Genomic DNA, 25,293 nt, shown 5'->3' on the forward strand with positions numbered 1-25,293 from the left:
GTTCGGCGCCGCGACACGAGGGAACCCCCGCCCCTTCCGCGGCGTCGCCGGCAATATAGGGGGGACGCGCCACGATCAGAAGCCGGAAAGCGACCGGCCGCCCCCGGGAGGCAATCCGCGACCGCCGCCGGGGACCGCCTCCGGGGTCACGCCGCGCCGGCAGCGTCCAGCGCGCCCATGACGTCGGCCAGCAGGTCGCCCGCATCCTCCAACCCGCAGGACAGGCGCACCAGACCCGGCGTGATGCCCAGAATCGCCTTCGTCTCGTCGGACAGGCGCTGATGCGTCGTGGTGGCGGGATGGGTGACGATCGACTTCGCATCGCCCAGGTTGTTCGAGATCACCACGATCCGCAGCGCGTTCAGGAACCGGAACGCCGCCTCCTTGCCCCCCCGGAGGTCCAGCGACAGCACCGTGCCCCCCTTGGCCATCTGCGCCTGCGCCAGCGCCGATTGCGGGTGCGTCGGCAGGTGGGGATGGATCACGCGGGCCAGCGCGGGGTGCCCTTCCAGCGATCGGGCCAGGTGAAGGGCGGTGTCAGCCTGCGCGTTCACCCGCAGGTCCATGTGCTCCAGCCCCTTCAGCATGACCCAGGCGTTGAACGGCGACATCGCCCCGCCGGTATGCTTCAGGTACGGTTCCGCCACGCCCCGCACGAAGTCGCGCGTCCCGCAGATCACGCCGCCCAGGCAGCGCCCCTGCCCGTCCACGTGCTTCGTCGTCGAATACACGACGACGTCCGCCCCCAGATCCACCGCTTGGCTGAAGGTCGGCGTAGCGAAGACGTTGTCCACGATCACCATGGCGCCCACCGCGTGGGCCAGGTCGGCCACGCCCGCGACGTCCACCACTTCCAGCGCCGGGTTGCTGACGCTCTCGAAGAAGACCGCCTTCGTGTCGGGACGGATGGCCCCGTTCCAGGCGTCCAGGTCGGTCCCGTCCACGAAGTCCACCGCCACGCCATAGCGGGGCAGCACGTCCTCCAGGATGTACAGGCACGACCCGAACAGCGCGCGGGCCGACACCACGTGGTCCCCCGCTCGCAACATGGACGTCAGCGCGCCGTTGACCGCGGCCATGCCGCTCGCGGTGGCGAACGCGTCCTCCGTACCTTCCAGGGACGCGATGCGATCCTCGAACATCGCGACCGTCGGATTGCCGTAGCGGGCATAGATGAACTCGTCCGGGCCCGCCTTCTGGAACCGCGCCTCCGCGATCTCGGCGGTGTCGTACACAAAGCCCTGCGTCAGGAACATCGCCTCCGACACCTCGCCGTATTGCGACCGGCGGGTGCCGGCATGCACGGCGCGGGTGCGCGCCGACAGGGTGCGGGGATCCTGGGTGTCCTTCATCGCGGCCTCCTAAAGCCTGCTCTCACATCTCCGGGAGTGGCCGGGCCGCATGCGTGGCGGCCCCGAACCTCTTTAGCGGTATGTTTCACGAGGGCCGCAAGCCGGACGACAAATCCCCTCCGGCCCATCCGCTAGCGGTCGCGCGACGATGGGTCAAGGCGGCGGGGCTTGCGGGCGCGCGGGCGCTGCGCGACCGTTCCGACGCACCGATCCGAAAGGCCCGCCCATGACCGTCCCCATCGACCTGCACTTCTGGCCCACGCCCAACGGCTGGAAGGTCTCCATCGCCCTGGAGGAGATGGGCCTGCCCTACGACGTCCACCTCGTGAACATCCGCGAAGGCGATCAGCGCAAGCCCGAATACCTGAAGCTGTCTCCAAACGGACGGATGCCGGCCATCGTCGATCCCGAGGGCCCCGACGGCCACCCCATCGCGATCTTCGAATCCGGCGCGATCCTGCAATACTTGGCGCGCAAGACCGGCACGTTCGGCGGGCGCACCGAACGCGAGCGGATCGCCGTGGACCAGTGGCTGATGTGGCAGATGGGCGGCGTCGGTCCCATGGCAGGCCAAGCGCACCACTTCCTGAAGTACGCGCCCGCGATGGACCCGCCCCAGGACATCCCCTACGCGAAGGACCGCTATCGGGGGGAGGTCGCGCGCCTCTACGGCGTGCTCGACCGTCAACTGGAACGTCACACCTTCGTCGCCACGGACGAGCCGACCATAGCGGACTTCTCGGTCTGGCCCTGGGCCTCGCTCTGGGAAGGGCAGCGGCAGACCCTCGACGACAAGCCGAACCTTGCCCGGTGGCTCGACGTCATGGCCGCACGCCCCGGGGTCCGTGCGGGCCGCGCGCTCCACGCCGATCTGCGGCAGGACGGCGGTGCGGACGCGAAGGGCAACGCCAACCTGTTCGAACGTCGCTGATCGAAGGCGCGCACAGGTCCGCTGGACCCGTTCGCCCTGTCGCACGGCACTGGTGCAACCATCACCCGATCCCTAGGTTAGGATGGGTCTGAGGAAGGGATGCGAACGACGTGCCGATGACGGGTCTGCAGAAGGTGGCCTTCGCCGCGCTGGCCGTGCTGGTCGGCCTGACCGCGACCGGCATCCTGGGCGGGGGTCCGTTCTGATGGCCCAACGCTATGGCGGCGCCTTTTCCCCGCAGGCCGGTCGCGGCACCGGCGCATCCGCATCCCCGACGCCCGAACTGCGCGGGCCGCTGCCCGGCCGCGCGCGCGTCAGTCTGCTGATGGCCGCCGCCGTCCTGGGCGTGCCCTTCGCGTTCCTGGGCGGGGGCGCCACCGAGCTTGCCACCCATCTGGGCGGCGCGGGCCTGGCCTTCGGAGGCGCCGTGCTGACGCGGGAGGGGCTGAAGGCGCAGGCTGCCTGGGCCGCGCGCAAGGTCGCCCGTCGCCCCGCGATACCCCGCAAGATCTTCGGCGCCCTGACGGTGGGTGCGGGCGCGGGGCTGATGTCGCTCGACGGTCTGGCCGGCATCCCGTCGGGCGTGGTGTTCGGCGCCGTCGCGTCGGCGCTGCACCTCGCGGCCTTCGGCCTAGACCCGATGTCCGACAAGGGCATGGAAGGGATTGACCGGTTCCAGTCGGACCGCGTGGCCCGCACGATCGAGGATGCGGAGCGCACGCTCGCCGCCATGCGCGACGCGGTTGCCCGCACCCGCGACCGGCAGGCCATCGCGGCGGTGGACCGCTTGGCCGTGACCGTCGAATCGTTGTTTCGCACTGTGGAGGACGACCCCCGCGACCTGACCGCCGCGCGGAAGTACCTGGGTGTCTATTTGGACGGCGCGCGCGACGCGACGGTCAAGTTCGCCGACTTCCACGCGGCGACGAACGACGACACCGCGAAGGCGGACTACTTGGACTTCGTGGACGACCTGCGCCGCGGCATGGAATCGAAGCGCGAAACGCTGTTGATCTCCGACCGGACCGCGTTGGACGTCGAGATCGAAGTCCTGCGGGACCGTCTGCGACGCGACGGCCTGCCAACGGGAGAGACCTGAGATGGAAGACCAGACCCGCGCACAGGCCAAGGCCCTGACGGACGAGTTGAGCCGGGTGGCCGCGCCACTGCCGGTCCCCGCCCCGGAGGCGGACGTCGTACCATTGCAGCAGGCGAAACCGGAAACGCAGGACGCGATCCGCCGCCGCATGGACGAGATCGACCTGTCGAACAGCCAGTCCATCATCGCCTTTGGATCGGCCGCGCAGGCTGAGCTGCAGCAGATCAGCCAGGCGATGCTGCAGGACGTGAAGTCGAAGGACGTGGGCCCCGCGGGCGATTCCCTGCGCGATATCGTCACCACGATCCGCGGCTTCAGCATCACGGAGCTGGACACCCGCCGGAAGCTGTCCTGGTGGGAGAAGCTGATGGGCCGGACCGCGCCCTTCGCCAAGTTTCTGTCTCGCTACGAAGACGTGCAGGAGCAGATCGACCGCATCACCGACGAGTTGCTGCGCCACGAGCATACGCTCCTCAAGGACATCAAGTCGCTCGATAAGCTCTACGAGAAGACGCTGACCTTCTATGGGGAGCTGGGTCTCTACATTGCCGCGGGCGAGGCCAAGCTGGCGGAACTGGACGCGACGACGATCCCCGCGAAGGAAGCGGACGTCGAGGCCGCGCCGGAGGACGACAAGATGATCCGGTCGCAGGAGCTTCGCGACTTGCGAGCGGCACGCGACGACCTGGAACGCCGCGTCCATGACCTGAAGCTGACGCGCCAGGTGACCATGCAGTCGCTGCCCTCCATCCGCCTGGTGCAGGAGAACGACAAGTCCCTGGTCACGAAGATCAACAGCACGCTGGTCAACACCGTGCCGCTTTGGGAAACCCAGTTGGCCCAGGCGGTTACGATCCAACGTTCACGCGAGGCCGCGAACGCCGTGAAGGAGGCGTCGGACCTGACCAACGAGCTTCTGACCTCCAATGCCAAGAATCTGCGCGAATCCAACAAGGTCATCCGCGCCGAGATGGAGCGCGGCGTCTTCGACATCGAGGCGGTGCGCCAGGCGAACGACGAGCTGGTCGCGACGATCAACGAATCCCTCCAGATCGCCGACGAGGGCAAGGCCAAGCGCGCCGCCGCGGAAGTCGAGCTCCAAAAGATGGAGGCGGAGCTTCGTGACACGCTCGCCGCCGCGCGGGCCCGTCGCGACGGCACGGGCGACAACGCCGCGACGTCGGTCCCCCCCGCGTGATCCGCGCCGCCGCCCTGGCCCTGGCCGCCCTGGGCGTGGCGGCGTGCCAACCCGTCGTCGCGCCCCCGCCGCCGTCGGACCCGCCGCCACCGCGCCCCGTGGTCGCACGGCCCGCGCCGCCGCCCCTGGCGGCGCCGTCCGCCGAAAGCGTGCGCCTGGCCGCGTTCTACCGCACCACGGAAGCGCGCTTGTTGCGACAGGGCCTCCTGCGACGGGACCGCGAGCCCGCCGACGCGCCCTTCGGCCCCGACCGCCTCGCACGCGACTTCGAACGTGTCGCCCTCTTCAGCGAATACACCCTGGTCGGCGGGCGCTACGTCGCGCAGCAATCGCGCGCCAGCCTGCGCCGCTGGCAGGGTCCCGTGCGCGTGCAGCTCCACTTCGGGGCATCCGTGGACCCCGTGATGCGCCGTGCCGACACGGCACGACTGGGCGCCTATCTCGATCGCCTGCGCCGTGCGACCGGGCATCCCATCGCCCTGGTCGAAGGCGGCGGCAACTATCACGTCTTCGTCGCCTCCATCGACGAGCAGCGTGCCCTCGGCCCCAAGATCGCGCGGGTCGAACCGGGTCTCGGCCGCGACATCGTCCGCGAGATCACGTCCTTCGGGCCATCCACCTATTGCGCGGTCTATGCGTCCTCCACCGCCGGGCGCCCCGATGCCTACGTTTCGGCCATCGCGCTGATCCGGGCGGAGCATCCCGACCTCATGCGGCTGGCCTGCTACCACGAGGAACTGGCGCAGGGCCTGGGCCTCGCGAACGACAGCCCCGCCGCGCGCCCGTCGATCTTCAACGACGACGACGAGTTCGCGCTCCTGACCCGCCACGACGAGCTCCTGCTGCGCATGCTCTACGACCCCCGCCTCCGCCCCGGCATGACGGCGGAGGAAGCCCGCCCCCTGATCCGTCGGATCGCCGCGGAACTGGTGGGACAGGGGCCGGTGTGAAACAGACGCGCACGGCGTGATTTGCGTCGGGTCGGTCGATCGTATACGCCCGTCGGATGGCTATTTCGAGGACGCTCGGCAACCGATACGTCTCGAGGTGCATCGCGATCGTCGCCGCCGTCTCCGCCGTTCTCGTCCTGTCACCGCTGGTCTTTCCGGCGGGGGTGGAGGTTCTCTTCGGCGAAGATGGCCCCGTCGAGATGGGAGGGGCGATCGTCTTCCTGCTGGCAGCGATCGTCGTCTCGATACGCGCGTACCGGGAACGACGCTGGACCCTCTGGTACACGGCGGCCACAGCTGCAGGCCTGCTTGCGTTCCTGAGCGAGGTCAGCTTCGGGGAACGCATCTTCGGCTTCACCCCGCCCCGGGTGGCGGACGTGCACGTCGATGCGGTCCACGACCTGTTCAAGGTCGCGCGTCGACTCCTGGATCGCGCGACGGACGACGATCCCTCCATCCTGCTGGCAGGTGTCGGTTTCGGCTGCATCGTTCTGTTGACGAGCTGTGTCCTCGTCATGCGCCGGCCCCGCCCGCCCGGGGCCGTCTTGTTCGTCGGATCGGTCCCGCTCGTGACGGCGGCGATCGTCATCGACCTGAAGATCCCAGGACTGGAGTTCGGCTACCGGCGCGGTCTCGTGATCGAGGAGACGATCGAGTTCACCGCTTCGCTCCTCCTGCTCGCCTTCGCCGTCGCACCGACGGTCGCCGATCGCCGAAACGCGGCGCCGCGCGCGAAGCGGGTTGCCACGGATCCCCCGAGGCACCACCTATCGTAGGCCGACCAAGCCACCGAGAGACGCCGATGCCCATCATGAACTTCATCAAAGGCCAGTTCATCGACGTCATCGAATGGACGAACGACAGCCGCGACACGCTGGTGCACCGGTTCGAACGCCATGGGCACGAGATCAAGTACGGCGCCAAGCTGACCGTGCGCGAAGGGCAGGCCGCCGTGTTCGTCCACGAGGGGCAGCTGGCCGACGTGTTCATGCCGGGCCTCTATATGCTCGAAACGAACAACATGCCGATCATGACGACGCTGCAGCATTGGGACCACGGGTTCCGCAGCCCGTTCAAGTCGGAGATCTACTACGTCGCGACCCGCCGCTTCACCGACCTGAAATGGGGCACCAAGAACCCCGTCACCCTGCGCGACCCCGAATTCGGCCCCGTCCGCCTGCGCGCCTACGGCACCTATGCGCTCAAGGTCGCCGACCCCGCCCTCTTCCTGCAGGAGATCGTGGGCACCGACGGCGACTTCCGCCAGGACGAGATCCAATTCCAGATCCGCAACCTGATCGTGCAGGCCGCCAGCCGCGCGCTGGCCGGCAGCCGTATCCCGGTCCTCGACATGGCAGCCAACACCGACGAATTGGGCCGCATCGTGGCCGAGCAGATCACAGCCACCGTCGCGGAATACGGGCTCGCCGTCCCCGAACTGTACTTCGAGAACGTGTCCCTCCCCCCCGCGGTGGAGGAGGCGCTGGACAAGCGCACCTCGATGGGCGTGCTGGGCGACCTGAACAAGTACCGCGATTTCGCCGCCGCCGAAGCGATGCAGGACGCCGCCCGCACCCCCAACAGCACGATGGGCGCGGGCATCGGCATGGGGATGGGCATGGGCATGGCCGGACAGATGGCCGCCGGTCCCTGGGGCCAGCGTCCGCAGGCGCAGGCCGCCCCCGTCGCGCCCCCGCCGCCGCCCGTGGAACACGTCTGGCACGTGGCCGAGAACGGCGCGACGAAGGGCCCGTTCAGCAAGGCCCGCCTCGGCCGCATGGTGTCCGATGGCGAGGTGACCCGCGAAACCTACGTCTGGACGCAGGGCCAGGACGGCTGGATGAAGGCGGAGGACGTCCAGGAGCTCGCCCAGCTCTTCACCGTCATGCCCCCGCCCCCGCCACCGGGGGCGTAGCGGACCCTGCGAAACACGGTGGTTTCGGGCTCGACCGAAGGACCTTCCGCGGACAGGATCCTCGGACCGCGCCTTGGGACGGCTCCTGGCCGCATGACCCGTTCGGTTCCCCTCCCGCCCCTCCTGTCGTAGCCTCCCGCCGATGCGCCAATACCTGCCCACCCGCCGCACCTACCTGAAGGTCCTTCACTGGACGATGGTCCCCTTCTTCGTCTGGTTCCTGATCGTCACGCCCCCCATGGTCGCGGGATGGGGGCGGTTCTGGATCGACCTGCATTCCGTGTTCGGCCTGATCTTCGTCACCATGGCGCTCGTGTGGACGGGCGACCTGCTGTGGCGGGGCCTCGCCTCCCGCCCGGGGCCCAAGCTGCGGGGCTGGGCGCGGCGGGTGCACCGTCCCCTGCACCTGACCCTGATCTGGGGGCTGTTCGGCGTCGCGCTGACCGGGTTCCTGCTCGGCCTGACGTCCTCGCGCTTGCTCTTCGCCGGAACGGTCGTCCCCATCGCCCCGCCCCTGGGGCTTCCCACGGCGAACGACTGGGTCGGCTTCGTCCATACGGTCGAGTTCTACGCCCTGGGCGTCGTCGCCGCGGGGCACGCCTCGTTCCACATCTGGCGGCACCTGCGCCTGCGCGACAACGCCTTGCGGATCATGGCGCCCCGCGCCCTACATCGGCTGCTATGACGAACATCCCCGACGTCCCGCGCGCGCCCGACGCCCCCCGCCCGCCGGAGGTGCCGACGACGCAGGAACATCGCTTCCCCTGCGACACCTGCGGCGGGGACATGCGCTTCGATCCGGGCGACGACCGCCTCGTCTGCGACCATTGCGGCCACCTGGAGCCGCTGACCCCCCGCACGGACGCCATCGCCGAGATCGCCATCGCCCGGGGGCTGGACGCCGGCACCGCCCCGCAGGAGGAGACGCGCGTCGCCGACTGCCCCAATTGCGGCGCCCGGTTCGAGTTCGATCCCGCCATCCACGCCGCCGAATGCCCGTTCTGCGCCACGCTGGTCGTCACAGACACCGGCACCGACCGCCACATCAAGCCCGCGGGCCTGGTGCCGTTCCAGTTGGAGCAGGCGCAGGCGAAGGACGCGATGAAGCGGTGGCTGGGCAGCCTGTGGTTCGCCCCCAACGGCCTGACGAAGTACGTCCGCGATGGCGGGCGGCTGAAGGGGATGTACGTCCCGTTCTGGACCTTTGACGCCCAGACCGACACGGCCTATACGGGGATGCGCGGCGACACCTACTTCGTGACGCAGACCGTGATCCGCGACGGCAAGCCCGTCACGGTGCAGGTGCCCAAGATCCGCTGGACCCCGCGTCGGGGCCGCGTGCGGCGCTTCTTCGACGACGTGCTGATCCTGGCCTCGCCCAGCCTGCCCAAGTCCCACACCGACGCGCTGCAACCCTGGGACCTGTCCGGCCTGACCCCGTACGCGCCGCAATACCTGGCGGGCTTCCGGGCCGAAGCCTATCGCGTCGAGCTTTCCGACGGGTTGGAGGAGGCGAAGCAGAAGATGCGCGAGGTCATCACCCGCGACGTGCGCATGGACATCGGCGGCGACCAGCAGCAGATCACCGGCATGCAGACCCGCATGTCGGACGTCACCTTCAAGCACATCCTGCTGCCGATCTGGATCGCGGCCTACAAGTATCGCGGGCGGTCCTTCCGCTTCGTCGTCAACGGCCAGACGGGGCGGGTCCAGGGCGAACGCCCCTATTCCGCGTGGAAGATCGCCTTCGCCGTGATCGCCGCGTTGATCCTGGCGGGCATCGCCGCGTTCCTCTACGCAGGCGCGCAGGGCGGGTTCGACATCGGCGGGGCGGGCGGCGGGTTCGGGGTGCCGGGGGGCGACCGGATCGTCGTCCGCGACGTCGGCGGGCTCGGTCCGGCGAACGCACCGTCCTGGCTGGACGACTGACGCCGGTCGCCCCAGCCCCGCGCAGAAACCTCCCGTAACCTAAGCCGATCAGACCGGGGCCGGGACGCCCCGCCGGGACCGGAGCCTACTCCCCGCTGCGCAACTCCGCGATCGCTTCCTCGACCCGAGCCACGCGCCGCGCCAGCTCGCTCGTCCGGCGGATGGCGAACTCGCCCGCACGGGACAATTCCGTGGCTGCGTCCAGATTCGATTCGGTATCCTCGTTGCGCTGAACCAACGCATCCAGGCGACGATCCACACCGTCGAACCGACGGTCGATTCTGGCGAAGCGTCCATCGACGTAATCGGTTATTTCCTGGAACTGCGCCGCGACCCGCTCGAACTGCTTGTCGATGCGGGCTTCCATGCCTTCCAGATACTCGCGCGTCTCTCTGTCCATGCCGACTCCATCACTCGTGCCGGACGTAGCGCAGAACGACCGGAATGTCATCGCCCGCGATCCGCGATGCGATCGGGGCGCCCTTACCCCGTTCCCGCCGCCACCCGCGCCGCATCGTCCATCAGTTGCGCCAGATCCCCGAAATGCCCGTCCGACCGCGCGGGCCGGTTGGGGTCCGACGTGATCGCCAGCGACAGCGCGAGGTCCGGGACCACCGCCATCACCTGCCCGCCATAGCCGCGCCCGTAATACGCGTCCCGCCCCGCCAGCCGGGTCAGGAACCAGCCGTACCCGTATCCGTCCCCCGACCAGGGCGACCGCGCGCGGCGGATCCACGACGTCGCGATCCAGTCCCTCGGCACGACCGCCGTGCCGTTCCAGACCCCGCCCCGCCGGACCATCTCGGCCACGCGGACCAGGCCGCGCGGCGTCAGTCCCATCTGGTTGCCCCCCAGGTACAGGCCCTGCGGGTCGCGGTCCCAGCGCGGGATCTCGATCCCCAGGGGCCGGGCCAGCCAGTCCCGCGCCAGCGCGTGCAGGTCCCGCCCCGTGGCGCGCGCCAGCACCGCGCCCAGCACGTGCCACCCCCCCGTGGAATAGATGAACCGCCCGCCGGGCCGCCCCGCCGGGTCCGCGTCGAGCACGTAGTCGACCCAGTCGCGCGACGAGACCCACGCGCCGTAGTTCGGCCCCGACGTGGACGCGAGGCCCGTCTGCATCGACAGCAGGTGGCCCACCGTCAGGTCGTCGCGCGCGTCCCCCGTGGCCGGCCGCCCCAGCAGCGGCAGCACCCGCGCGTCGGGGCCCGGCAGATGCCCCCGCTCGATCGCGACACCCGTCATCAGGGCCAGCAGCGTCTTGGACACCGACTTGACGTTGGCGATCCTATCCAGGCCCGGTCCGCGCGGCGCCATCGCCACGACCTCGGCCCCGTCCCGCAGGACGACCATCGCGTGCAGTTGCTCCAGGGCACGCGCCCGCGCCGCCACGGCGTCCCACCCCGCCCCCTGTGCCCGGACGGGCAACAGCGGCAGGATGGACGCTGCGGCGGCGCCGGACAGGACGGATCGGCGGGTCTGCGGCATGGGGCGGGCTCCTTGATGACGACCCTTCGAAGATGGGGACCGGACGCCGCGGTGGAAGACCCGCGCCGATCACGTGCCGGTCAGCCCCGCCCTTGCCACGCACGCGATCCGATGGCACCCGCATGCCGATCGAAGTCACGGACCGAGACCCCCATGATCCTCTGCGCCGGCGAAGCCCTGATCGACATGCTGCCCCGCGACACGCCCGAAGGGTCGGCCTTCCTGCCCGTGGTCGGGGGGTCCGTCTTCAACACCGCGCGCGCCTGCGCGCGCTTGGGCGCGCCCACGGCGATGTTCACGGGCCTGTCCACGGACCTCTTCGGCCAGCGCCTGCACGCGGCCCTCACGGCGGACGGGGTCGCGGATCGCACGCACCGGTCCGACCGGCCCACGACCCTGGCCTTCGTCACGCTGACCGACGGCCAGGCCGAATACGCCTTCTACGACGAGAACACGGCCGCCCGGACCGTGGACATCGCGGACGCGCCCCCGATGGACGACGTGACCGCGCTGTTCCTCGGCTGCATCAGCCTGGCGGTCGAACCCTGCGCCACCGCCTACGAGGCGCTGGCCGATGCCAACCCCGGCCTGCCGCTCTACCTCGACACAAACATCCGCGCGGGCTTCGTGGCCGACGAGGCGGCGTACCGTGCACGGCTCGACCGGCTGATGTCGCGCGCGGCGATGGTGAAGATGTCCGACGACGACGCGGCCTGGTTAGGCCTGTCCGCTGCCGACGTCCTGGACCGGGGCGCGTCGGTCGTCTGCACCACGCACGGCGCGGATGGCGTCACCGCGCACACGGCGCGCGGACGGGTCCACGTCCCCGCCGTCGCGGTCACGGTGGTCGATACCGTCGGCGCGGGCGACACGTTCAACGGCGGCTTCCTCGCGGGCCTGCACGAAGCGGGCGCCCTGCACCGCGACGTCCCCGATGACGACGTCCTGCGCCTGGCCCTGGAGCTCGGCGCGCGGGCCGCGGCGATCACCGTGTCCCGCGCGGGCGCCAACCCGCCCACCCGGGCCGAGATCGTTTGAGGGCGCTGGTCCAGCGCGTGACGGCGGCGGAAGTCGCCATCGGTGGCGCGGTGGTCGGCGCCACCGGGCCCGGACTGCTGGTGTTGGTCTGCGCGATGCGCGGCGACGTCCAGCGGAACGCCGACGACCTCGCCGCGCGCGTGGCCCGGCTGCGCGTCTTCCGCGACGACGACGACCGCATGAACCGGTCGCTCCTCGACACCGGGGGCGGTGCGTTGGTGGTCAGCCAGTTCACCCTCGCCGCCGACACGTCGCGCGGCAACCGCCCCGGCTTCTCCGCCGCGCTGGGCCCGCCTGATGGCGAGCGTCTCTACGACCGGTTCGTCGCCGCGTTGCGGGACCATGGCGTCTCCGTGGAAACCGGCCGCTTCGGCGCCGACATGGCCGTGACCCTGACGAACGACGGCCCCGTGACGGTGATGCTGGAGCGTTAGGTTCTCCAGCGGTCCGTGAACTGGCAGACCCTGGTGCGGGCCCACGACGAGCCACGCGACGAGGCAATCGCCGTCTCGGGATCCGTCGGACGCACCCCCCGCACGGAACGCTGCCACGACGCAACCCCGGCGCAACGCGCGGTCCCTGTCAGCCATTTCGTATGTACGGGGGGTGCACGGGGGGTGTACGGGGGGTGTACGCCGGTTTTCACCCCATTGCGTCCGTCGGAAAGTGCCTTATCGCTACCGCGAACGGAGGCCCCATCATGCCAGACACGACCCTGCCCAACTCCTGGGACGCCCGTGCCAAGGGCACCAGCTTCTTCGGCTTCACCGACCTGCCCAGCATCCGCGACCGCGGCGCCATCGTCCTGACCCACGGCCAGGGCAGCCACGTCTACGACACGGACGGAAATCGGTATCTCGATGGGAATTCAGGGCTTTGGAACATGGTCGCGGGCTTCGACCATCCCGGTTTGACCAAGGCCGCGCAGGACCAGTACGCCCGCTTCCCGGGCTACCACGCCTTCTTCGGACGCATGGCCGACACGACCGTGCAGCTATCCGAGACCCTGGTCGACCTGTCCCCCTACGACGACGGTCGCGTGTTCTACACGAACTCCGGGTCAGAGGCGAACGACACGATGGTCAAGATGCTGTGGTTGCTCCACGCCGCCGAGGGAAATCCCAACAAACGCAAGGTGATAACCCGCACGAACGCCTATCACGGCGTCACTGCGGTCAGCGCGTCGATGACGGGCAAGCCCTACAACGCCGTCTTCGGCCTCCCCTTGCCGGGCTTCCTGCATCTGACCTGTCCGCATTACTGGCGCGAAGGCCGCGACGGGGAATCCGAAGCCGACTTCCTGGCCCGCCTCGTGGACGAACTCGAAGCCATGATCGCCCTAGAAGGGGTTGACACCATTGCGGGATTCTTCGCCGAACCCGTCATGGGCGCTGGCGGCGTCATCCCGCCCGTGGACGGCTACTTCGACGCGATGCTGCCCGTCCTGCGCCGGCACGGCATCCCGGTGGTATCGGACGAGGTCATCTGCGGGTTCGGCCGCACCGGCAACGTTTGGGGCTGCGAGGAATACGGCTTCGTGCCCGACGCCATCGTGGCGTCCAAGGCCATGACGGCCGGCTATTTTCCGATGGGTGCGGTCATCCTGGGTGACGAGTTGGCGGACCGCCTCCAGCGCGCCACCGACGCGATCGAGGAGTTCCCCCACGGCTTCACCGCGTCCGGCCACCCCGTCGGCTGTGCCGTTGCCCTCAAGGCGGCGGAGGTCATCCTGACGGGCCCCGACCCGCTGATCGACCGGGTCCGCGCGCTGACGCCCCGCTTCCAACAGGGGCTGAAGGATCTGGCCGATCATCCGCATATCGGCGAATGGCGCGGCGTCGGCCTCATGGGCGCTCTAGAGGCCGTGAAGGACAAGGCGACCAAGACGCCATGGGACGGGCACCTGTCCGTGTCCGAACGCATCGCCAATACCTGTACCGACCACGGCCTGATCTGCCGTCCGCTGGGTCAGGCGATCGTGCTCTGCCCGACCTTCGTGATGACCGACGCGGAGATGGACGAGATGTTCACGAAGCTGAAAGCCGCTCTCGACCAGGTGTTCGACGGATTGACCGCCTGACCGAACCATCCGCGCCGAGACCGCGGAATCCCACCGAACGGAGTCCTGTGACGTAGCGCGCGTTTACGACTTGTTCATCTTCGCGAGCAGCGTTTGCATGTCCGCCAACTGCTTGCGGATGGCGTCCAGCTCCTCGCCCGATGCGTCCTTCTCCGGCACCGCAGGGGGGGCGGGGGCGTCGTCGGGGGCCAGTCCACCCGGCCACCCGCCCGCCATGCCGCCCGTCATCGCCTTGAAGAACGCCGCCTGCTGCTCGCGCATGGCCCGGAACCCGGGCATCTGCGTCATCGGATTCATCACGGCCATGTTCTCCATCATCTGCGACTGACCCGACCGCAGCATCTCGAACGACGCGGCCAGGAAGTCGGGGACCACGGACTGAGCCGTTCCGGTATAAGACCGCACCAGGTCGGTCAGCACCGCCAAAGGCAGGACCGATTCCCCCTTGCTCTCGTGCTCCGCGATGATCTGCAGCAGATAGGACCGCGTCAGGTCGTCCCCCGACTTCAGGTCCACGATCTGCACCTCGCGTCCCGCCCGGATGAACCCGGCGATGTCCTCCAGCGTCACGTAGTCGCTGGTCTCCGTGTTGTAGAGGCGCCGGCTCGCGTAACGTTTTATCAGCAACGGTTTGGTGTCGTCGGCCAAGGTCGTCCCTTTCGGTCGGTCGTGGAACGATACTCCGGATGGCCCCGCGCGCAACGCTTAACCGCGCTGGTGGACAGTGCGGGATCGGCGCAAGGTGGTCGACGAACGACCTGGGAGGCCAGAACGATGCGATGTCTGGTGGTGGGTGGAACGGGGTTCCTGGGCGGCGCGATCGCCGCCGCCCTGGCGGAAGCGGGTCACGACACCACCGTGCTGTCGCGCCGCCGCGACCCGCAGGGCCTGCCGGCGGGGATGCGGGCGATTCGGGGCGACCGGGACGCGGACCTATCCGCGCTGTCGGGGGCAGCGTTCGATTGGGTGTTCGACACCTGTGCCTATGCGCCCGACATGGTGGAGCGTCTGCTCGACGCCCTGCCCGCCCCGCCGGCCCGCTACGTCCTGGTCTCCTCGATATCGACCTACGGCACCTTCGCCACCCCCCGGCGGGAGGACGAGGCCGTCGCGGCGGCCACCGACGCCGATCTGGCGCTGGCCGCCGCCGTCCCGGCGGGCGAACGAGCCTCCGCCTTCGCCTATGGCGCGTCCTACGGCCCGCTCAAGCGCGCCTGCGAGATCGCTGCGCTGGACAGGCTGGGGGATCGCGCGACGATCCTGCGGGTCGGGCTGCTGGTGGGCGTGGGCGATTACACGAACCGCCTGACGTGGTGGGTGCGCCGCCTGGACAGGGCCGCGGTGGAGGGCGGTCCGGTGCCAGCCCCGACAGCCGGCGTCGCGCAAATGATCGACGTCCGGGACGTGGCCAACTTCGCCCTGCGCCTGGCGGCGGAAGGGCGGAATGGAACATGGAACGTGACCGGTCCCGCGACCCCCCTCGCCGACGTGCTGCACGCGGTCGCGGACACGGTCGGTCATCGACATGGATTCCACTGGCTCGCGCCAGATGCCATCACCGCGGCAGGGGTGGAGCCATGGACGGACATGCCCCTGATGTCCCCGCCGGATCCAGACTTCCGCTGCTTCATGGACGTCGACACGACGAAGGCGATGGCAGGGGGGTTGGCCCTGCGCCCGCTCGAACGGACGCTGGAGGCCCTGTTAAGCTGGGACCGCGCGCGCAGGAACGTCCCCCTGAGCTGTGGGCTGTCGCCCGAGCAGGAACGGCAATTGTTGGCGATCGACCCCGCCCCGGGAACGAAGAAGGGCGGGCCCGCGATGGACCCGCCCCGAATAACTCGTGAACCGTAATACCGAACTTCCGATTCCAGCGATGCGACCGTTACTTCGCGGGAACGGCGGCGCGCTTCGTGGCCGTCGTGGCCTGGGCGGTCGCCTGCTTGACGGCGACGGAGGCGTCTTCCTGCGCTTCCTTGCCGGCCGCCATCATGACGTCCATCGTCTCCATCTGGACCTTCTTCGCGACCTCGGCGAAGGCGGCCATGTTCTCGGCCGACACTTCGGCATAGGCCGACGCGAAGTCGGTCATCGCCTTGGCATAATCGGAGGCGTCGTCCTTGACCGTGGCGACGGGGGCCATCTTCTCGAGCGTCTCGCGCGTCCACTTATGGCTGATCTCGGCCGACTGCTCGGCGCCCTGCAGGGCGATCTGGCCCAGCTTCTCGGCGAAGGCGGCTTGCGCCTTGAACGCCTCGGACATGGCGGCCGTGTCGACCGGCATCATGCCCATCATGTCAGTCATGTACTTCGTGAAATCCTGCGTCTTGTTCATCGGTCATCTCCTGTTCTATGCCGGACGCTCGCCACGGAGCGTTCTGGCCGCCATATCTGCGGATGAGAAACACATAGATGCTGCGCTGCGGCATAGCAAGGACTTTCTGCACTGCAGCATCGAAAATCGATTGTCGATCAGTCGTTAGGGGCTGGGCAGTTTCGTCAGGGTAGTCAGCCCCCTTCGGGCCGACGGACATAGGTTCCCGGTGCGGAGTCGAGGATCGGATATCGTTTCGAACCGGGCACCCGCGCCGCGACCTTCGCCCCAGACCGCTTCCGCAGCCAGCCTTCCCAGCGGGGCCACCACGACCCTTCGGTGAAGGCCGCCGCCGCCCGCCACTCGTCCGGTTCGCCTTCCACGGCTCCGTCGCGGGTGTAGTGCCCGTACTTCTTCTTCGAAGGCGGGTTCACGATGCCCGCGATGTGTCCGCTTTCGGATAAGACGAACGTCTTGTCCTCCGCCCCCATCCGCGCAACCCCCGCAAAGGACCCCTTCCAATGCGCGATGTGATCCGTCTCGCACGCGATGGCCATCAGCGGCACGCGCACCTCGTCCAAGGTCAGCCCCGCCTCGCCCGCCAGGTCCAAGCCATCCATGGCCAAGTCATTGCCCATGCACAGGTCCCGCAGGTACTTCGTGACCATCGGGCCCGGCAGGTTGGTCCCGTCGCCGTTCCAGTGCAGCAGGTCGAAGGCCGGCGGGGCGTCGCCCAGCATGTAGGACCTGATCGCCGGTCCATATACCAAGTCGTTGGACCGGAGGTAGCTGAAGGTCCGCCCCATGAAGAACCGGTCCAGATATCCCTTCCGCGCGCTTTCCCGCTCGATGCCGGACACGAAGTCGTCGTCGAGGAAGACGCCCAGTTCCCCCGGATCGGCGAAGTCGGTAATCGTTGTGAAGAACGTCGCCGACCGGACCGTGTCGTCGCCCCGACGCGCCAGCAGTGCCAGCGTCGCGGCCAAGGTCGTCCCCGCGATGCAATAACCGATCGCGTTGACGTGCTTCTCCCGCGTGACGTCCTTCACCACGCGCATCGCCTCCAGATACCCTTCTGTGACGTAGTCGTCCAAGGTCACGTCGGCGAAGCTCTCGTCAGGGTTGGCCCAGGATACGACGAACAGCGTATAGCCTTGGTCGACGATCCATTTGATCAGGCTGTTCTGGGGCTTCAGGTCCAGGATGTAGAACTTGTTGATCCAAGGGGGGAACAGCAGAAGGGGCGTCCGGTGGACCTCGTCCGTCGCCGGCGCGTACTGAATCAACTCGAACATCCTGTTGCGGAACACGACGCTGCCCAGGGTCGTGGCGATGTTCTCCCCCAGCGTGAACGCGTCAGGGTCGGACAGGGTCACCAGCCAGTCGCCATGGTTCGCCTCGATGTCGCGCACGAGGTTCTCCAAGCCCTTGACCAAACTCTCGCCCTCCGTCTCGACCGCGCGCTTCATGGCCTCCGGGTTCGTGGCTAAGAAGTTCGTCGGCGCGAACAGGTCGAGGATCTGCTGACTGAAGAACTCCACCCGCTTCCGGTCCGCGGCGGACAAGCCGTCCAGGTCCACCACGGTGTCGTGGATCGCCTGCGCGCCCACCTGGTACTGCTGTCGGAGGTACGAATACCACGGATGGTCCCGCCACAGCGGGTCCCGGAACCGCTTGTCGCCCGGCAGATCGTCGTCCGCCGCCCCGCCCTGCAGCATCGCCTGCTGCGCCGCGACCGCGTGCTTCAGCGCCTGGCCCCAATAGCCGACCTGCTTCTCGATGATCTTGGCGGGGTTGGAGGCCAGTTCGGCCCAATACGCCGCCATCGCCTTCGCGTACAACTCGGGCCCCGGCCCCTGCAACGCATGGTCCGCCCCCCGCCGCTGCGCCAGCGCGGTGACCAGACGCTTGGTCAACTCGTCCATCCGGGCGAGGTTGCGGTTCAGCCTGGCGAAGGCCTCCGGGGGGTGTGCGCCCTGCGCATCGGGGGTCACGTCGTCCTTCGCCGTATCGGTCATTCCTTGCCTTCCGCCGTTTATGCTGCAACTGCATACGAGCCGTGGATCGGTACCAACGCGGGTGCCCCGTCTTTTGCTCCGCTGCAAGGACGCGCGCACGTTTCCGCGTTGGCCTCCACCGGCATGACAGTCCGCGGCCCGCCCGCGACGGAAAGGACGAACCGATGCGCTTCATGATGGCCTACGACCTGATGGAATCGGCGCGCAATACGAATGCGTGGCTCGGCGCGACGGCGCGGACCTTCGGATCCTACCCCGCCACCGCGCTGGCCCCCCATCCCGCTTTCCGACTGATGGCCGCCTGGGGCGAAGTGACGGAGCGGACCTTCCAGCGCATGGTCGTGAAGCCCGGCTGGAACCTGCCCCCCATCCTTGGCTCCGATGGGACGGAGGCCGTGGTTACCGTGCAGTCCGAACTGTCCCGTCCCTTCGGCGACCTGATCCGCTTCGACGTCGCGGGACGCGCGCCGATGGCGCGGCGCATCCTGCTGATCGCGCCGATGTCGGGGCATTACGCGACCCTGTGCCGGTCGACCGTCAACTCGTTGCTGCCCGACGCGGATGTCTGGGTGACCGACTGGCACAACGCGCGCGACATTCCGGTCAGCAAGGGCAAGTTCGATGTCGAGGATTATACCCTTTACCTAACGGACTTCATGCGCCGATTGGGGCCGGACCTGCATGTCGTCGCGGTGTGCCAACCCGCGCCCCTTGCGTTGGCCGCGACCGCCTTGCTGGCCGAACAGGACCAAGCCGCGCAGCCACGCAGCCTGACGCTGATCGGTGGCCCCGTGGACCCCGACGCCGCCCGGACGGAGGTGACCGATTTCGGGCGCCGCGTGACCATGGGCCAGTTGGAGCAGTCGATGATCCAGCGGGTCGGCTTTCAGTACGCGGGCGCCGGACGCATGGTGTATCCGGGTCTTCTGCAGCTCGCATCGTTCATGTCCATGAACGCGGAAACGCATGGCACCGCGATGTGGAACCAAGTCCTGCGCGTCGCCGACGGCTCCGCCAGCGACCACGACAAGCACAATCGGTTCTACGACGAGTATCTGGCCGTCATGGACATGCCGGCGGAGTTCTACCTTTCGACCGTCGAGCGGATCTTCAAGGGCCTGGAGGTCGCGCGGAACCGCTTCACGGTGGGCGGCCACCCCGTCGACCTGGACAAGATCACCTCCGTGGCGGTCAAGACGGTCGAAGGCGGGCAGGACGACATCAGCGCACCGGGGCAATGCGTCGCCGCCCTGCGTCTGTTGACGGGCCTTCCCGACGAAAAGAAGGCCGCGCATCTGGAACCCGAAGCCGGACATTACGGCATCTTCGCCGGCCGCTCCTGGCGCAACAACATCCGCCCGCTGGTTCTGGATTTCATCGACGCGAATGCGGTCGGTCCGGAGAACGACACGGCGTTGCGGAGCGTGAGCTAGGCGACAGCGGGTCGCACGTACCCACGGCGCGTCGTCAGTTCGGTCGATCCGGCCGTTCCGTTTCGCGCTCCAGCGCGTCCGCCGCTTCCTCCGCATCAGCGGGGTCGGTGGACGGCACGGCATAGCCGCCCGTTATCCAGCGCCCCAGATCGACGTCGGCGCACCGGCGCGAGCAGAAGGGGCGATACGCCTTCGCGGTTTCGGCATTGCAGATGGGACAGGTCATGTCGGCTCCTCCAGGGGACGACGCTCCCGCTTGCGGGTCAGCTCCACGTGGCCCAGGGGCGTCCAACCGACGAACGTGGTGTCGACGGGATCGGTGCGGAAGGCCGCCTTCAACGCGGATTCGAGCGTGCGGCGATCCTTCTTGGGCATCGGTGCGGGATCGATGACGATCTGCCCCCCCAATCCCCGGACCCGCAACAACCGCGGCAACCCGCGCACCGCTGCGATGTTCGCCTTCAGCCCACCCGCCGCGCCCAGGTCGGCGGTGTTGACGTCCACGGCGACCAGCGCGCGGGTGGGTTCCACGAAGAGGGTCGCCCCACCGACGGACTGACGGGCCGCGAAGACGTCGGGGATCAGATCGACGGCGACCGCCCAGTCGTGGGACACGTCGGCTGCGACCGGCCAATCCCGCCAGGCCAGCTCGTGCGCATCGGGTGCCGCCAGCAGCAGTTCGGGCTCGCCTCCGGCATCGCCCGTCACCCGCATGGCCAGGTCCCACGTCGCCGCGACGTCGTCCGACACCGCCTCGTGATCGGCCGCCGCGCAGGCAGACCGCAGGATCAGGCCAGCCTGCCCGCGCTCCGCCGGCAGGGCGTCATGCGCGGCCTCCAGCAACACGTCGCGCAGTTCGTCGTCGCGGATGGACCGTGCGACGTTCAGACCCGGCGCACCTGGGGTAACGATGCAGAAGCGCGACTTGAACAGGGGGCGTGCCGACAGCGGAACGGCCTTCCCATCCTCCGCAAAACCGGTCGCCTGGACCAGAAGCGCATCGCCCGGCGCGATCCCCTTCACCCCCCGGAGATAGCCGGTGCGCCCCCCGCCCAAGCGCAGAAACACACCGCCCTGCCCTTTGGCGGGCCGGTCGCAGATGCCGCGGAAGACCGCGCCGGGGCCGATCTCGGCATCGGGTCCGTCGATCAGCAGGTCGTCGAGCACGCCCTCGCGGATCAGGGCCGCGGCGGGCCGGTCCGCTACCCGTCCAAGGACGATCAGCGTGCCCTTCACCGCCACACCGGCAGACCCGCGGCCTGCAGCAGATTGGCCGTCTCGTGCAGGGGCAAGCCGACCACGCCGGTGAACGACCCCTCCATCCAAGCCACCAGGGCACCCGCCGGTCCCTGGATCCCGTAGGCCCCCGCCTTGCCCTCCCAGTCCCCCGTCGCGACGTAGCCGTCGACCTCCGCGTCGGACAGGACCTTCATCTTGACGCTCGATATGACCAACCGGTCCCACCGCCGGTCCCCGCGACGCACCCCCACAGCGGTCAGGACCCTGTGACGGCGCCCCGATAGCCGCCGCAGCATCGCGCGCGCGTCGGCCGCATCGGCCGCCTTGCCCAGGATGCGACGCCCCAGGGCGACGGTCGTGTCCGCGCACAGGACCACATCGTCGGGATCCGCTCGGACCGCGTCCAACTTGGCCGATGCGATCCGGGCGCAATAGTGACGCGGCAGTTCGGCCTTCGCGGGCGTCTCGTCGATGTCGGGGGGGCGAACGGCATCGGGCGTCAGGCCGATCTGCGCCAGCAGGTCCAGGCGGCGCGGGCTGCCCGACCCGAGGATCAGCCGTGGCACGACGTCACTTGAAACGGTAATTGATCCGTCCCTTGGAAAGGTCGTAGGGCGTCATCTCGACTTGGACCTTGTCGCCCGCCAGCACGCGGATGCGGTTCTTGCGCATCTTGCCCGCGGTGTGGGCGATGATCTCATGGCCATTCTCGAGCTCGACCCGGAACGTCGCGTTGGGCAAAAGCTCCTTCACCACGCCTGGGAATTCGAGCATCTCTTCCTTGGCCATGTTCTCTCCGTTCTCAGGCAATGGATGCGGCGATATGGTCGGAAACGTACGCGGTTTCAAGTGGCCGCGCGTCACCGCCCGCCATCGGTCTGGGTAACCCGAACCTCACCGGTGATCTGTCGTAGCCACTCGGCCTGATTCCAAAACATCGAGATGCGGCCGACAAGGCCATCGCGTGCCGTAAGGAACATCCCTGCCGGCAGGACATAGCTCTGACCGTTGGCCACCGGCAGGCCGTGTATCGATCGGAGGTAGGATCCGTAGATCGTGAATTCGATCGCATGGCGGCCCGGAGGACCATCCAAGATCACCACGTCTTTCCACCTCTCCCGGCGGGTGCGGGCCAGATCGCGCAGGTAGTCGGCCAACCGCTCGACACCGACTTGCGTGCGGCCTTGACTGACGTTGTGAACCACGTCGGGGGTGACACTGTCGATCACTCCATCTCCGTCGCCGGAAGCCCAGGCTTGCGCCAGTTGCGCGACTGCGTCGTCGTCAGGGGTCATATTGGGAACCGGTCCCTCAGCCTGCTGGCGATCTGGTCGCGCGATTGGCGATATGCGGCCAACTTGTCCTCCCGCCCGTGGCCGAGGCCGGTCGGATCCATGATCGGCCAGTATTCCACGTCGATATGGGCGTGACGCGCCATTTCCTGCGCCTGTCGCTGGCTTGCGGGGGATAACGCGACGATCAGGTCGAACTGTTCCAGGTCATCGCCCCAGTCACGCATCTCCTCGAAGGACCTAGTGCGATGGCGCGACAGCTCCACCCCGACCTCGGCACAAACGGCGATGGCGAAGCCGTCGATCTCGAGGTCGTTCATGACGCCAGCCGATTGAACATAGACGGCGTGCCCGTGAAGTTGCTTCATCAGCCCCTCGGCCATGGGCGAGCGAACCGCGTTGTGGTCGCAGCAGAACAGCACGGCCTGCGGCATGTCGGGGGCATGGCTCATCCGCCGAAATGCAGGACGCAGATCAAGGTGAACAGACGGCGGGCCGTGTCGGTATCGACGGCCGCCTTTCCCTCCAGGCGCTCCTGCAGGATGCGAGCGCCCTCGTTGTGGATGCCGCGTCGCGCCATGTCGATCGCCTCGATCTGGCTGGGGGGGAGCTTCTTCACAGCGTCGAAATAGGCTTCGCAGATCTGCCAGTAATCCTTCACGACCTGTCGGAACGGCCCGAGGCTCAGGTGGAGTTCGCCCGCGGGCGTGCCACCCTCCGTGGTCAAATCCATCGCGAGGCGCCGATCGCGGATTCCCAGATGCAATGCATAGGGACCGGCGGGGGCCCCGTCGCGCAGGATGGCAAAGCTGTTATCCTCCAACAGATCGAAGACTGCGACGGCGCGTTCTTGCGCGATCTCGGGGGTGGGGACGGGCAGGTCGGTATCGTCGATCTCGATGGAGGTGATGCGGCTCATTGAGTCACCTCTGCCCCAGCCCCACACAGGGGGCAATGGATCAAAGGACGATGGCCAGCACCAGGGCGCCCGCACCCGCCAATCGGACCGCCAGCCTATCCGACACCGGCGTCAGCACCGGTGCAAGGAACGGCAGCAGGACCAAGGCGATCCAATTCGACCCTGTCCTCGGATCGACCGTGCGATCCCATAGAAACAGACCGATCCCGAGCAGGGGCATGACGAACGCGGCCCAAATCGCGAAGCGACCCGACGCGTCGGGCCGAAACTGACGGTCGAGACGGGTGCGGGCGGCACCGGTGGGGGGTTTACCCGTTGCGAACATCATCACGCCAAAGAGGATCGCGCCGCCCAACCAGATCCACGGCGGGACCGAGTCGCCCATCGCGCCCATAGCCAGGATCATCACCACGAACCACCAGACCGCATTCGTGTACGCGACCAACACCCGGTGCATCGTGCGCCCCGTGCGGGCCCACAGGAGCGATGCGGACGCATGACAGTCCGACAGCAACAGGAACGCAGCCGACGTCAACAAGCCGGCTCGCCAGGGGGCGAGGATGCCGTCGCCCGACCCCATGAGGGTGGTCAGTCCATAGATCGTCGTGCCCAACGCGATGCCGGCAAGGAGGGTGGCCGCGATGGGCCACTCGTACCAAAGCCTGTGCAACGAGATCCGATGGGGGGCGTGTTCGTCAAGCGCCTTCATGATCCTGGACCGCCATGTCCGTGCCCTGCCGCGTATATCGCTCGGGTGAGGCGCCCGTCACGACCCCCCGGCACGGTTGACCGCGCGCAGGCGGCTTTGCACCGACAGTCCATGCGCCTCCAATCCTTCGGACCGGGCAAGGGTCACGGCGGCCGGGCCGATAGCGGCCAGGGCGTCGGGCGTCATCTCCGTCAGCGTGGTGCGCTTCAGGAAGTCCATCACGGACAGGCCGCTGCTGAACCGCGCCGATCGAGAGGTCGGCAGGACGTGGTTCGGGCCTGCCACGTAGTCGCCGGCCGCCTCCGGCGTCCAGCGACCGAGGAAGATCGCGCCGGCATGGCGGATCCTGGCGGCCAGTGCCCGCGGATCGGCGACCGCCAGTTCCAGGTGCTCGGCCGCGATCCGGTTCGCGAGCGTCGTGGCCTCGTCCATGTCCCGGACGGTGACGATCGCCCCGAAGTCCCGCCAGGACGCGCCTGCTATCTCGGACCGCTCCATGATCCTCAGCCGGTCCTCGACCGCCCGCGCGACCGCTTCCCCCAGGGCGGAATCGTCCGTGATCAAGATGCTCTGCGCGCTCGCGTCGTGCTCGGCCTGCGCCATCAGGTCCAAGGCCAGCCAGTCCGGATCGTTGTCGCCGTCTGCGATGATCAGTACCTCGGACGGGCCCGCGATCATGTCGATGCCTACCCGCCCGAAGACCTGCCGCTTGGCCGCCGCCACATAGGCGTTGCCGGGCCCGGTGATGACGTCCACGGGCGGGATCGTGTCGGTGCCGTAGGCCATCGCCGCCACAGCCTGCGCACCACCGATGCGATACACCTCGTCCACGCCGGCCAGTCGGGCCGCCGCGAGGACGAGGGGGTTCAGCACGCCGCCCGGGGTCGGCACGCACATCGCCAACCGTTGCACCCCCGCCGTGCGCGCCGTGACCGCATTCATGAGGACGGAGGACGGATAGCTGGCCAGCCCGCCAGGGACGTAGAGGCCGGCCGCGTCCACGGGCGTCCAGCGCCATCCCAGCCTGACGCCTTCGTTGTCCGTCCAATCCGCGTCCGTGGGTAGCTGCCGTTCGTGGTAGGCCCGAATCCGATCGGCGGCGAGGCGCAGGGCGTTCAGATCGGCATCGGGAACCTCCGCCACGGCGGCGTCGATCTCCGTATCGGTGACCCGCAGTGTGTCGGGGGTCAGGGACTGGCGGTCGAACCGTTCGGTCAATGCGATCACTGCGGCGTCGCCTTCCGCGCGGACGGACGCGATGATGTCGGCCACCGCGTCGTTCACGTCCTGTGCGTCCTCCCGCTTCGCGGACAGCACGGCGTCGAAGCGCGCGGAGAAGTCGGGCGCATCGGTCGTCAGGAATTGCGGCATCGTCCCCTCCGGCAGAACCGG

General features: G+C 68.5%; 28 protein-coding genes and 1 riboswitch. Of the genes, 13 read left to right on the forward strand and 15 right to left on the reverse strand.

The annotated features are described in order from the left end of the window. Positions 1–146: 146 nt before the first annotated feature. Positions 147–1,352 carry an O-succinylhomoserine sulfhydrylase gene (gene metZ / locus P0084_RS02625; RefSeq protein ID WP_308915243.1) on the reverse strand — a complete coding sequence of 402 codons (1,206 nt, stop codon included), beginning with the start codon at positions 1,350–1,352 and terminating at the stop codon, positions 147–149. 51 nt (positions 1,353–1,403) lie between these two features. Next, positions 1,404–1,482, reverse strand: a riboswitch (SAM riboswitch). Positions 1,483–1,578: 96 nt separating this feature from the next. Here metZ and P0084_RS02630 point away from each other — a divergent pair. The 8 genes from P0084_RS02630 (at position 1,579) to P0084_RS02665 (ending at position 9,374) form a co-directional block, all read left to right on the forward strand. Next, the gene (locus P0084_RS02630) at positions 1,579–2,283 is read left to right on the forward strand and encodes a glutathione S-transferase family protein (protein ID WP_308915244.1); all 705 of its coding nucleotides are present in this window, start codon (positions 1,579–1,581) and stop codon (positions 2,281–2,283) included. 205 nt (positions 2,284–2,488) lie between these two features. Next, complete coding sequence (locus P0084_RS02635; RefSeq protein WP_308915245.1) at positions 2,489–3,382, forward strand: 5-bromo-4-chloroindolyl phosphate hydrolysis family protein; 894 nt, start codon at positions 2,489–2,491, stop codon at positions 3,380–3,382. Between the two features lies 1 nt (position 3,383). After that, positions 3,384–4,580 carry a toxic anion resistance protein gene (locus tag P0084_RS02640; RefSeq protein WP_308915246.1) on the forward strand — a complete coding sequence of 399 codons (1,197 nt, stop codon included), beginning with the start codon at positions 3,384–3,386 and terminating at the stop codon, positions 4,578–4,580. Next, positions 4,577–5,530, forward strand: coding sequence for a DUF2927 domain-containing protein (locus P0084_RS02645; RefSeq protein ID WP_308915247.1), 954 nt, complete (start codon positions 4,577–4,579; stop codon positions 5,528–5,530). Before P0084_RS02640 ends, P0084_RS02645 begins: the two co-directional genes overlap by 4 nt. A gap of 56 nt (positions 5,531–5,586) precedes the next feature. After that, entirely contained in the window at positions 5,587–6,306 is a 720-nt protein-coding gene (locus P0084_RS02650; protein WP_308915248.1) for a hypothetical protein, read from the forward strand. A gap of 26 nt (positions 6,307–6,332) precedes the next feature. Then, positions 6,333–7,445 (forward strand): SPFH domain-containing protein, encoded by a 1,113-nt coding sequence (locus tag P0084_RS02655; RefSeq protein ID WP_308915249.1) that lies wholly within the window; start codon positions 6,333–6,335, stop codon positions 7,443–7,445. A 142-nt stretch (positions 7,446–7,587) separates the two neighbouring features. Next, on the forward strand, positions 7,588–8,130 hold the full coding sequence (locus P0084_RS02660; protein ID WP_308915250.1) for a cytochrome b/b6 domain-containing protein: 543 nt from the start codon (positions 7,588–7,590) through the stop codon (positions 8,128–8,130). Further along, positions 8,127–9,374, forward strand: a complete 1,248-nt coding sequence (locus P0084_RS02665) for a TFIIB-type zinc finger domain-containing protein (protein WP_308915251.1) — start codon at positions 8,127–8,129, stop codon at positions 9,372–9,374. The genes P0084_RS02660 and P0084_RS02665 overlap by 4 nt, the downstream gene beginning before the upstream one ends. A gap of 85 nt (positions 9,375–9,459) precedes the next feature. On the opposite strand, the gene P0084_RS02670 is transcribed toward P0084_RS02665, so the two are convergent. Then, positions 9,460–9,774: a hypothetical protein gene (locus tag P0084_RS02670; RefSeq protein ID WP_308915252.1), complete on the reverse strand. Its 315-nt coding sequence runs from the start codon at positions 9,772–9,774 to the stop codon at positions 9,460–9,462. Positions 9,775–9,857: 83 nt separating this feature from the next. Then, the gene (locus tag P0084_RS02675; protein WP_308915253.1) at positions 9,858–10,859 is read right to left on the reverse strand and encodes a serine hydrolase domain-containing protein; all 1,002 of its coding nucleotides are present in this window, start codon (positions 10,857–10,859) and stop codon (positions 9,858–9,860) included. A 153-nt stretch (positions 10,860–11,012) separates the two neighbouring features. On the opposite strand from P0084_RS02675, the gene P0084_RS02680 reads away from it, so the two are divergent. From P0084_RS02680 to P0084_RS02690, 3 genes are all read left to right on the forward strand, one after another. Next, positions 11,013–11,897, forward strand: coding sequence for a carbohydrate kinase family protein (locus tag P0084_RS02680; protein WP_308915254.1), 885 nt, complete (start codon positions 11,013–11,015; stop codon positions 11,895–11,897). Beyond that, the gene (dtd, locus tag P0084_RS02685) at positions 11,894–12,331 is read left to right on the forward strand and encodes a D-aminoacyl-tRNA deacylase (RefSeq protein ID WP_308915255.1); all 438 of its coding nucleotides are present in this window, start codon (positions 11,894–11,896) and stop codon (positions 12,329–12,331) included. Before P0084_RS02680 ends, dtd begins: the two co-directional genes overlap by 4 nt. Positions 12,332–12,597: 266 nt before the next feature. Beyond that, the gene (locus P0084_RS02690; RefSeq protein WP_308915256.1) at positions 12,598–13,977 is read left to right on the forward strand and encodes an aminotransferase; all 1,380 of its coding nucleotides are present in this window, start codon (positions 12,598–12,600) and stop codon (positions 13,975–13,977) included. Positions 13,978–14,040: 63 nt separating this feature from the next. On the opposite strand, the gene phaR is transcribed toward P0084_RS02690, so the two are convergent. Further along, on the reverse strand, positions 14,041–14,625 hold the full coding sequence (phaR, locus tag P0084_RS02695) for a polyhydroxyalkanoate synthesis repressor PhaR (protein WP_308915257.1): 585 nt from the start codon (positions 14,623–14,625) through the stop codon (positions 14,041–14,043). Positions 14,626–14,751: 126 nt separating this feature from the next. Here phaR and P0084_RS02700 point away from each other — a divergent pair, with 126 nt between their 5' ends. After that, positions 14,752–15,831, forward strand: coding sequence for an NAD-dependent epimerase/dehydratase family protein (locus P0084_RS02700; RefSeq protein ID WP_308915258.1), 1,080 nt, complete (start codon positions 14,752–14,754; stop codon positions 15,829–15,831). A gap of 31 nt (positions 15,832–15,862) precedes the next feature. Here P0084_RS02700 and P0084_RS02705 read toward each other — a convergent pair whose 3' ends face one another. Beyond that, positions 15,863–16,312 (reverse strand): Phasin, encoded by a 450-nt coding sequence (locus P0084_RS02705; protein WP_308915259.1) that lies wholly within the window; start codon positions 16,310–16,312, stop codon positions 15,863–15,865. A 173-nt stretch (positions 16,313–16,485) separates the two neighbouring features. Continuing rightward, entirely contained in the window at positions 16,486–18,309 is a 1,824-nt protein-coding gene (phaC, locus tag P0084_RS02710; RefSeq protein WP_374213581.1) for a class I poly(R)-hydroxyalkanoic acid synthase, read from the reverse strand. 164 nt (positions 18,310–18,473) lie between these two features. Between phaC and phaZ the strand changes: the two genes are divergently transcribed. Next, a complete protein-coding gene (gene phaZ, locus P0084_RS02715; RefSeq protein WP_308915260.1) occupies positions 18,474–19,742 on the forward strand; it encodes a polyhydroxyalkanoate depolymerase in 1,269 nt (422 codons plus the stop codon). Between the two features lie 34 nt (positions 19,743–19,776). On the opposite strand, the gene P0084_RS02720 is transcribed toward phaZ, so the two are convergent. From P0084_RS02720 to hisD, 9 genes are all read right to left on the reverse strand, one after another. Then, on the reverse strand, positions 19,777–19,968 hold the full coding sequence (locus P0084_RS02720) for a DNA gyrase inhibitor YacG (protein WP_308915261.1): 192 nt from the start codon (positions 19,966–19,968) through the stop codon (positions 19,777–19,779). Further along, positions 19,965–20,978, reverse strand: coding sequence for a ribonuclease E/G (locus P0084_RS02725; protein WP_308915262.1), 1,014 nt, complete (start codon positions 20,976–20,978; stop codon positions 19,965–19,967). Before P0084_RS02725 ends, P0084_RS02720 begins: the two co-directional genes overlap by 4 nt. Continuing rightward, on the reverse strand, positions 20,975–21,547 hold the full coding sequence (locus P0084_RS02730; protein ID WP_308915263.1) for a Maf family protein: 573 nt from the start codon (positions 21,545–21,547) through the stop codon (positions 20,975–20,977). Before P0084_RS02730 ends, P0084_RS02725 begins: the two co-directional genes overlap by 4 nt. A 4-nt stretch (positions 21,548–21,551) precedes the next feature. After that, the gene (infA, locus tag P0084_RS02735; RefSeq protein WP_055681185.1) at positions 21,552–21,770 is read right to left on the reverse strand and encodes a translation initiation factor IF-1; all 219 of its coding nucleotides are present in this window, start codon (positions 21,768–21,770) and stop codon (positions 21,552–21,554) included. A 71-nt stretch (positions 21,771–21,841) separates the two neighbouring features. Next, entirely contained in the window at positions 21,842–22,276 is a 435-nt protein-coding gene (locus P0084_RS02740) for a nuclear transport factor 2 family protein (RefSeq protein ID WP_308915264.1), read from the reverse strand. Further along, the gene (locus tag P0084_RS02745) at positions 22,273–22,725 is read right to left on the reverse strand and encodes an arsenate-mycothiol transferase ArsC (RefSeq protein ID WP_308915265.1); all 453 of its coding nucleotides are present in this window, start codon (positions 22,723–22,725) and stop codon (positions 22,273–22,275) included. The genes P0084_RS02740 and P0084_RS02745 overlap by 4 nt, the downstream gene beginning before the upstream one ends. Then, a complete protein-coding gene (locus tag P0084_RS02750; protein ID WP_308915266.1) occupies positions 22,722–23,192 on the reverse strand; it encodes a UPF0262 family protein in 471 nt (156 codons plus the stop codon). The genes P0084_RS02745 and P0084_RS02750 overlap by 4 nt, the downstream gene beginning before the upstream one ends. 40 nt (positions 23,193–23,232) lie before the next feature. Beyond that, entirely contained in the window at positions 23,233–23,901 is a 669-nt protein-coding gene (locus P0084_RS02755) for a hypothetical protein (RefSeq protein WP_308915267.1), read from the reverse strand. Positions 23,902–23,958: 57 nt separating this feature from the next. Further along, positions 23,959–25,272 carry a histidinol dehydrogenase gene (gene hisD / locus P0084_RS02760; RefSeq protein WP_308915268.1) on the reverse strand — a complete coding sequence of 438 codons (1,314 nt, stop codon included), beginning with the start codon at positions 25,270–25,272 and terminating at the stop codon, positions 23,959–23,961. Positions 25,273–25,293: the final 21 nt, after the last annotated feature.

This window comes from Jannaschia maritima (assembly GCF_030973515.1).
GTDB classification, from domain to species: domain Bacteria; phylum Pseudomonadota; class Alphaproteobacteria; order Rhodobacterales; family Rhodobacteraceae; genus Jannaschia; species Jannaschia maritima.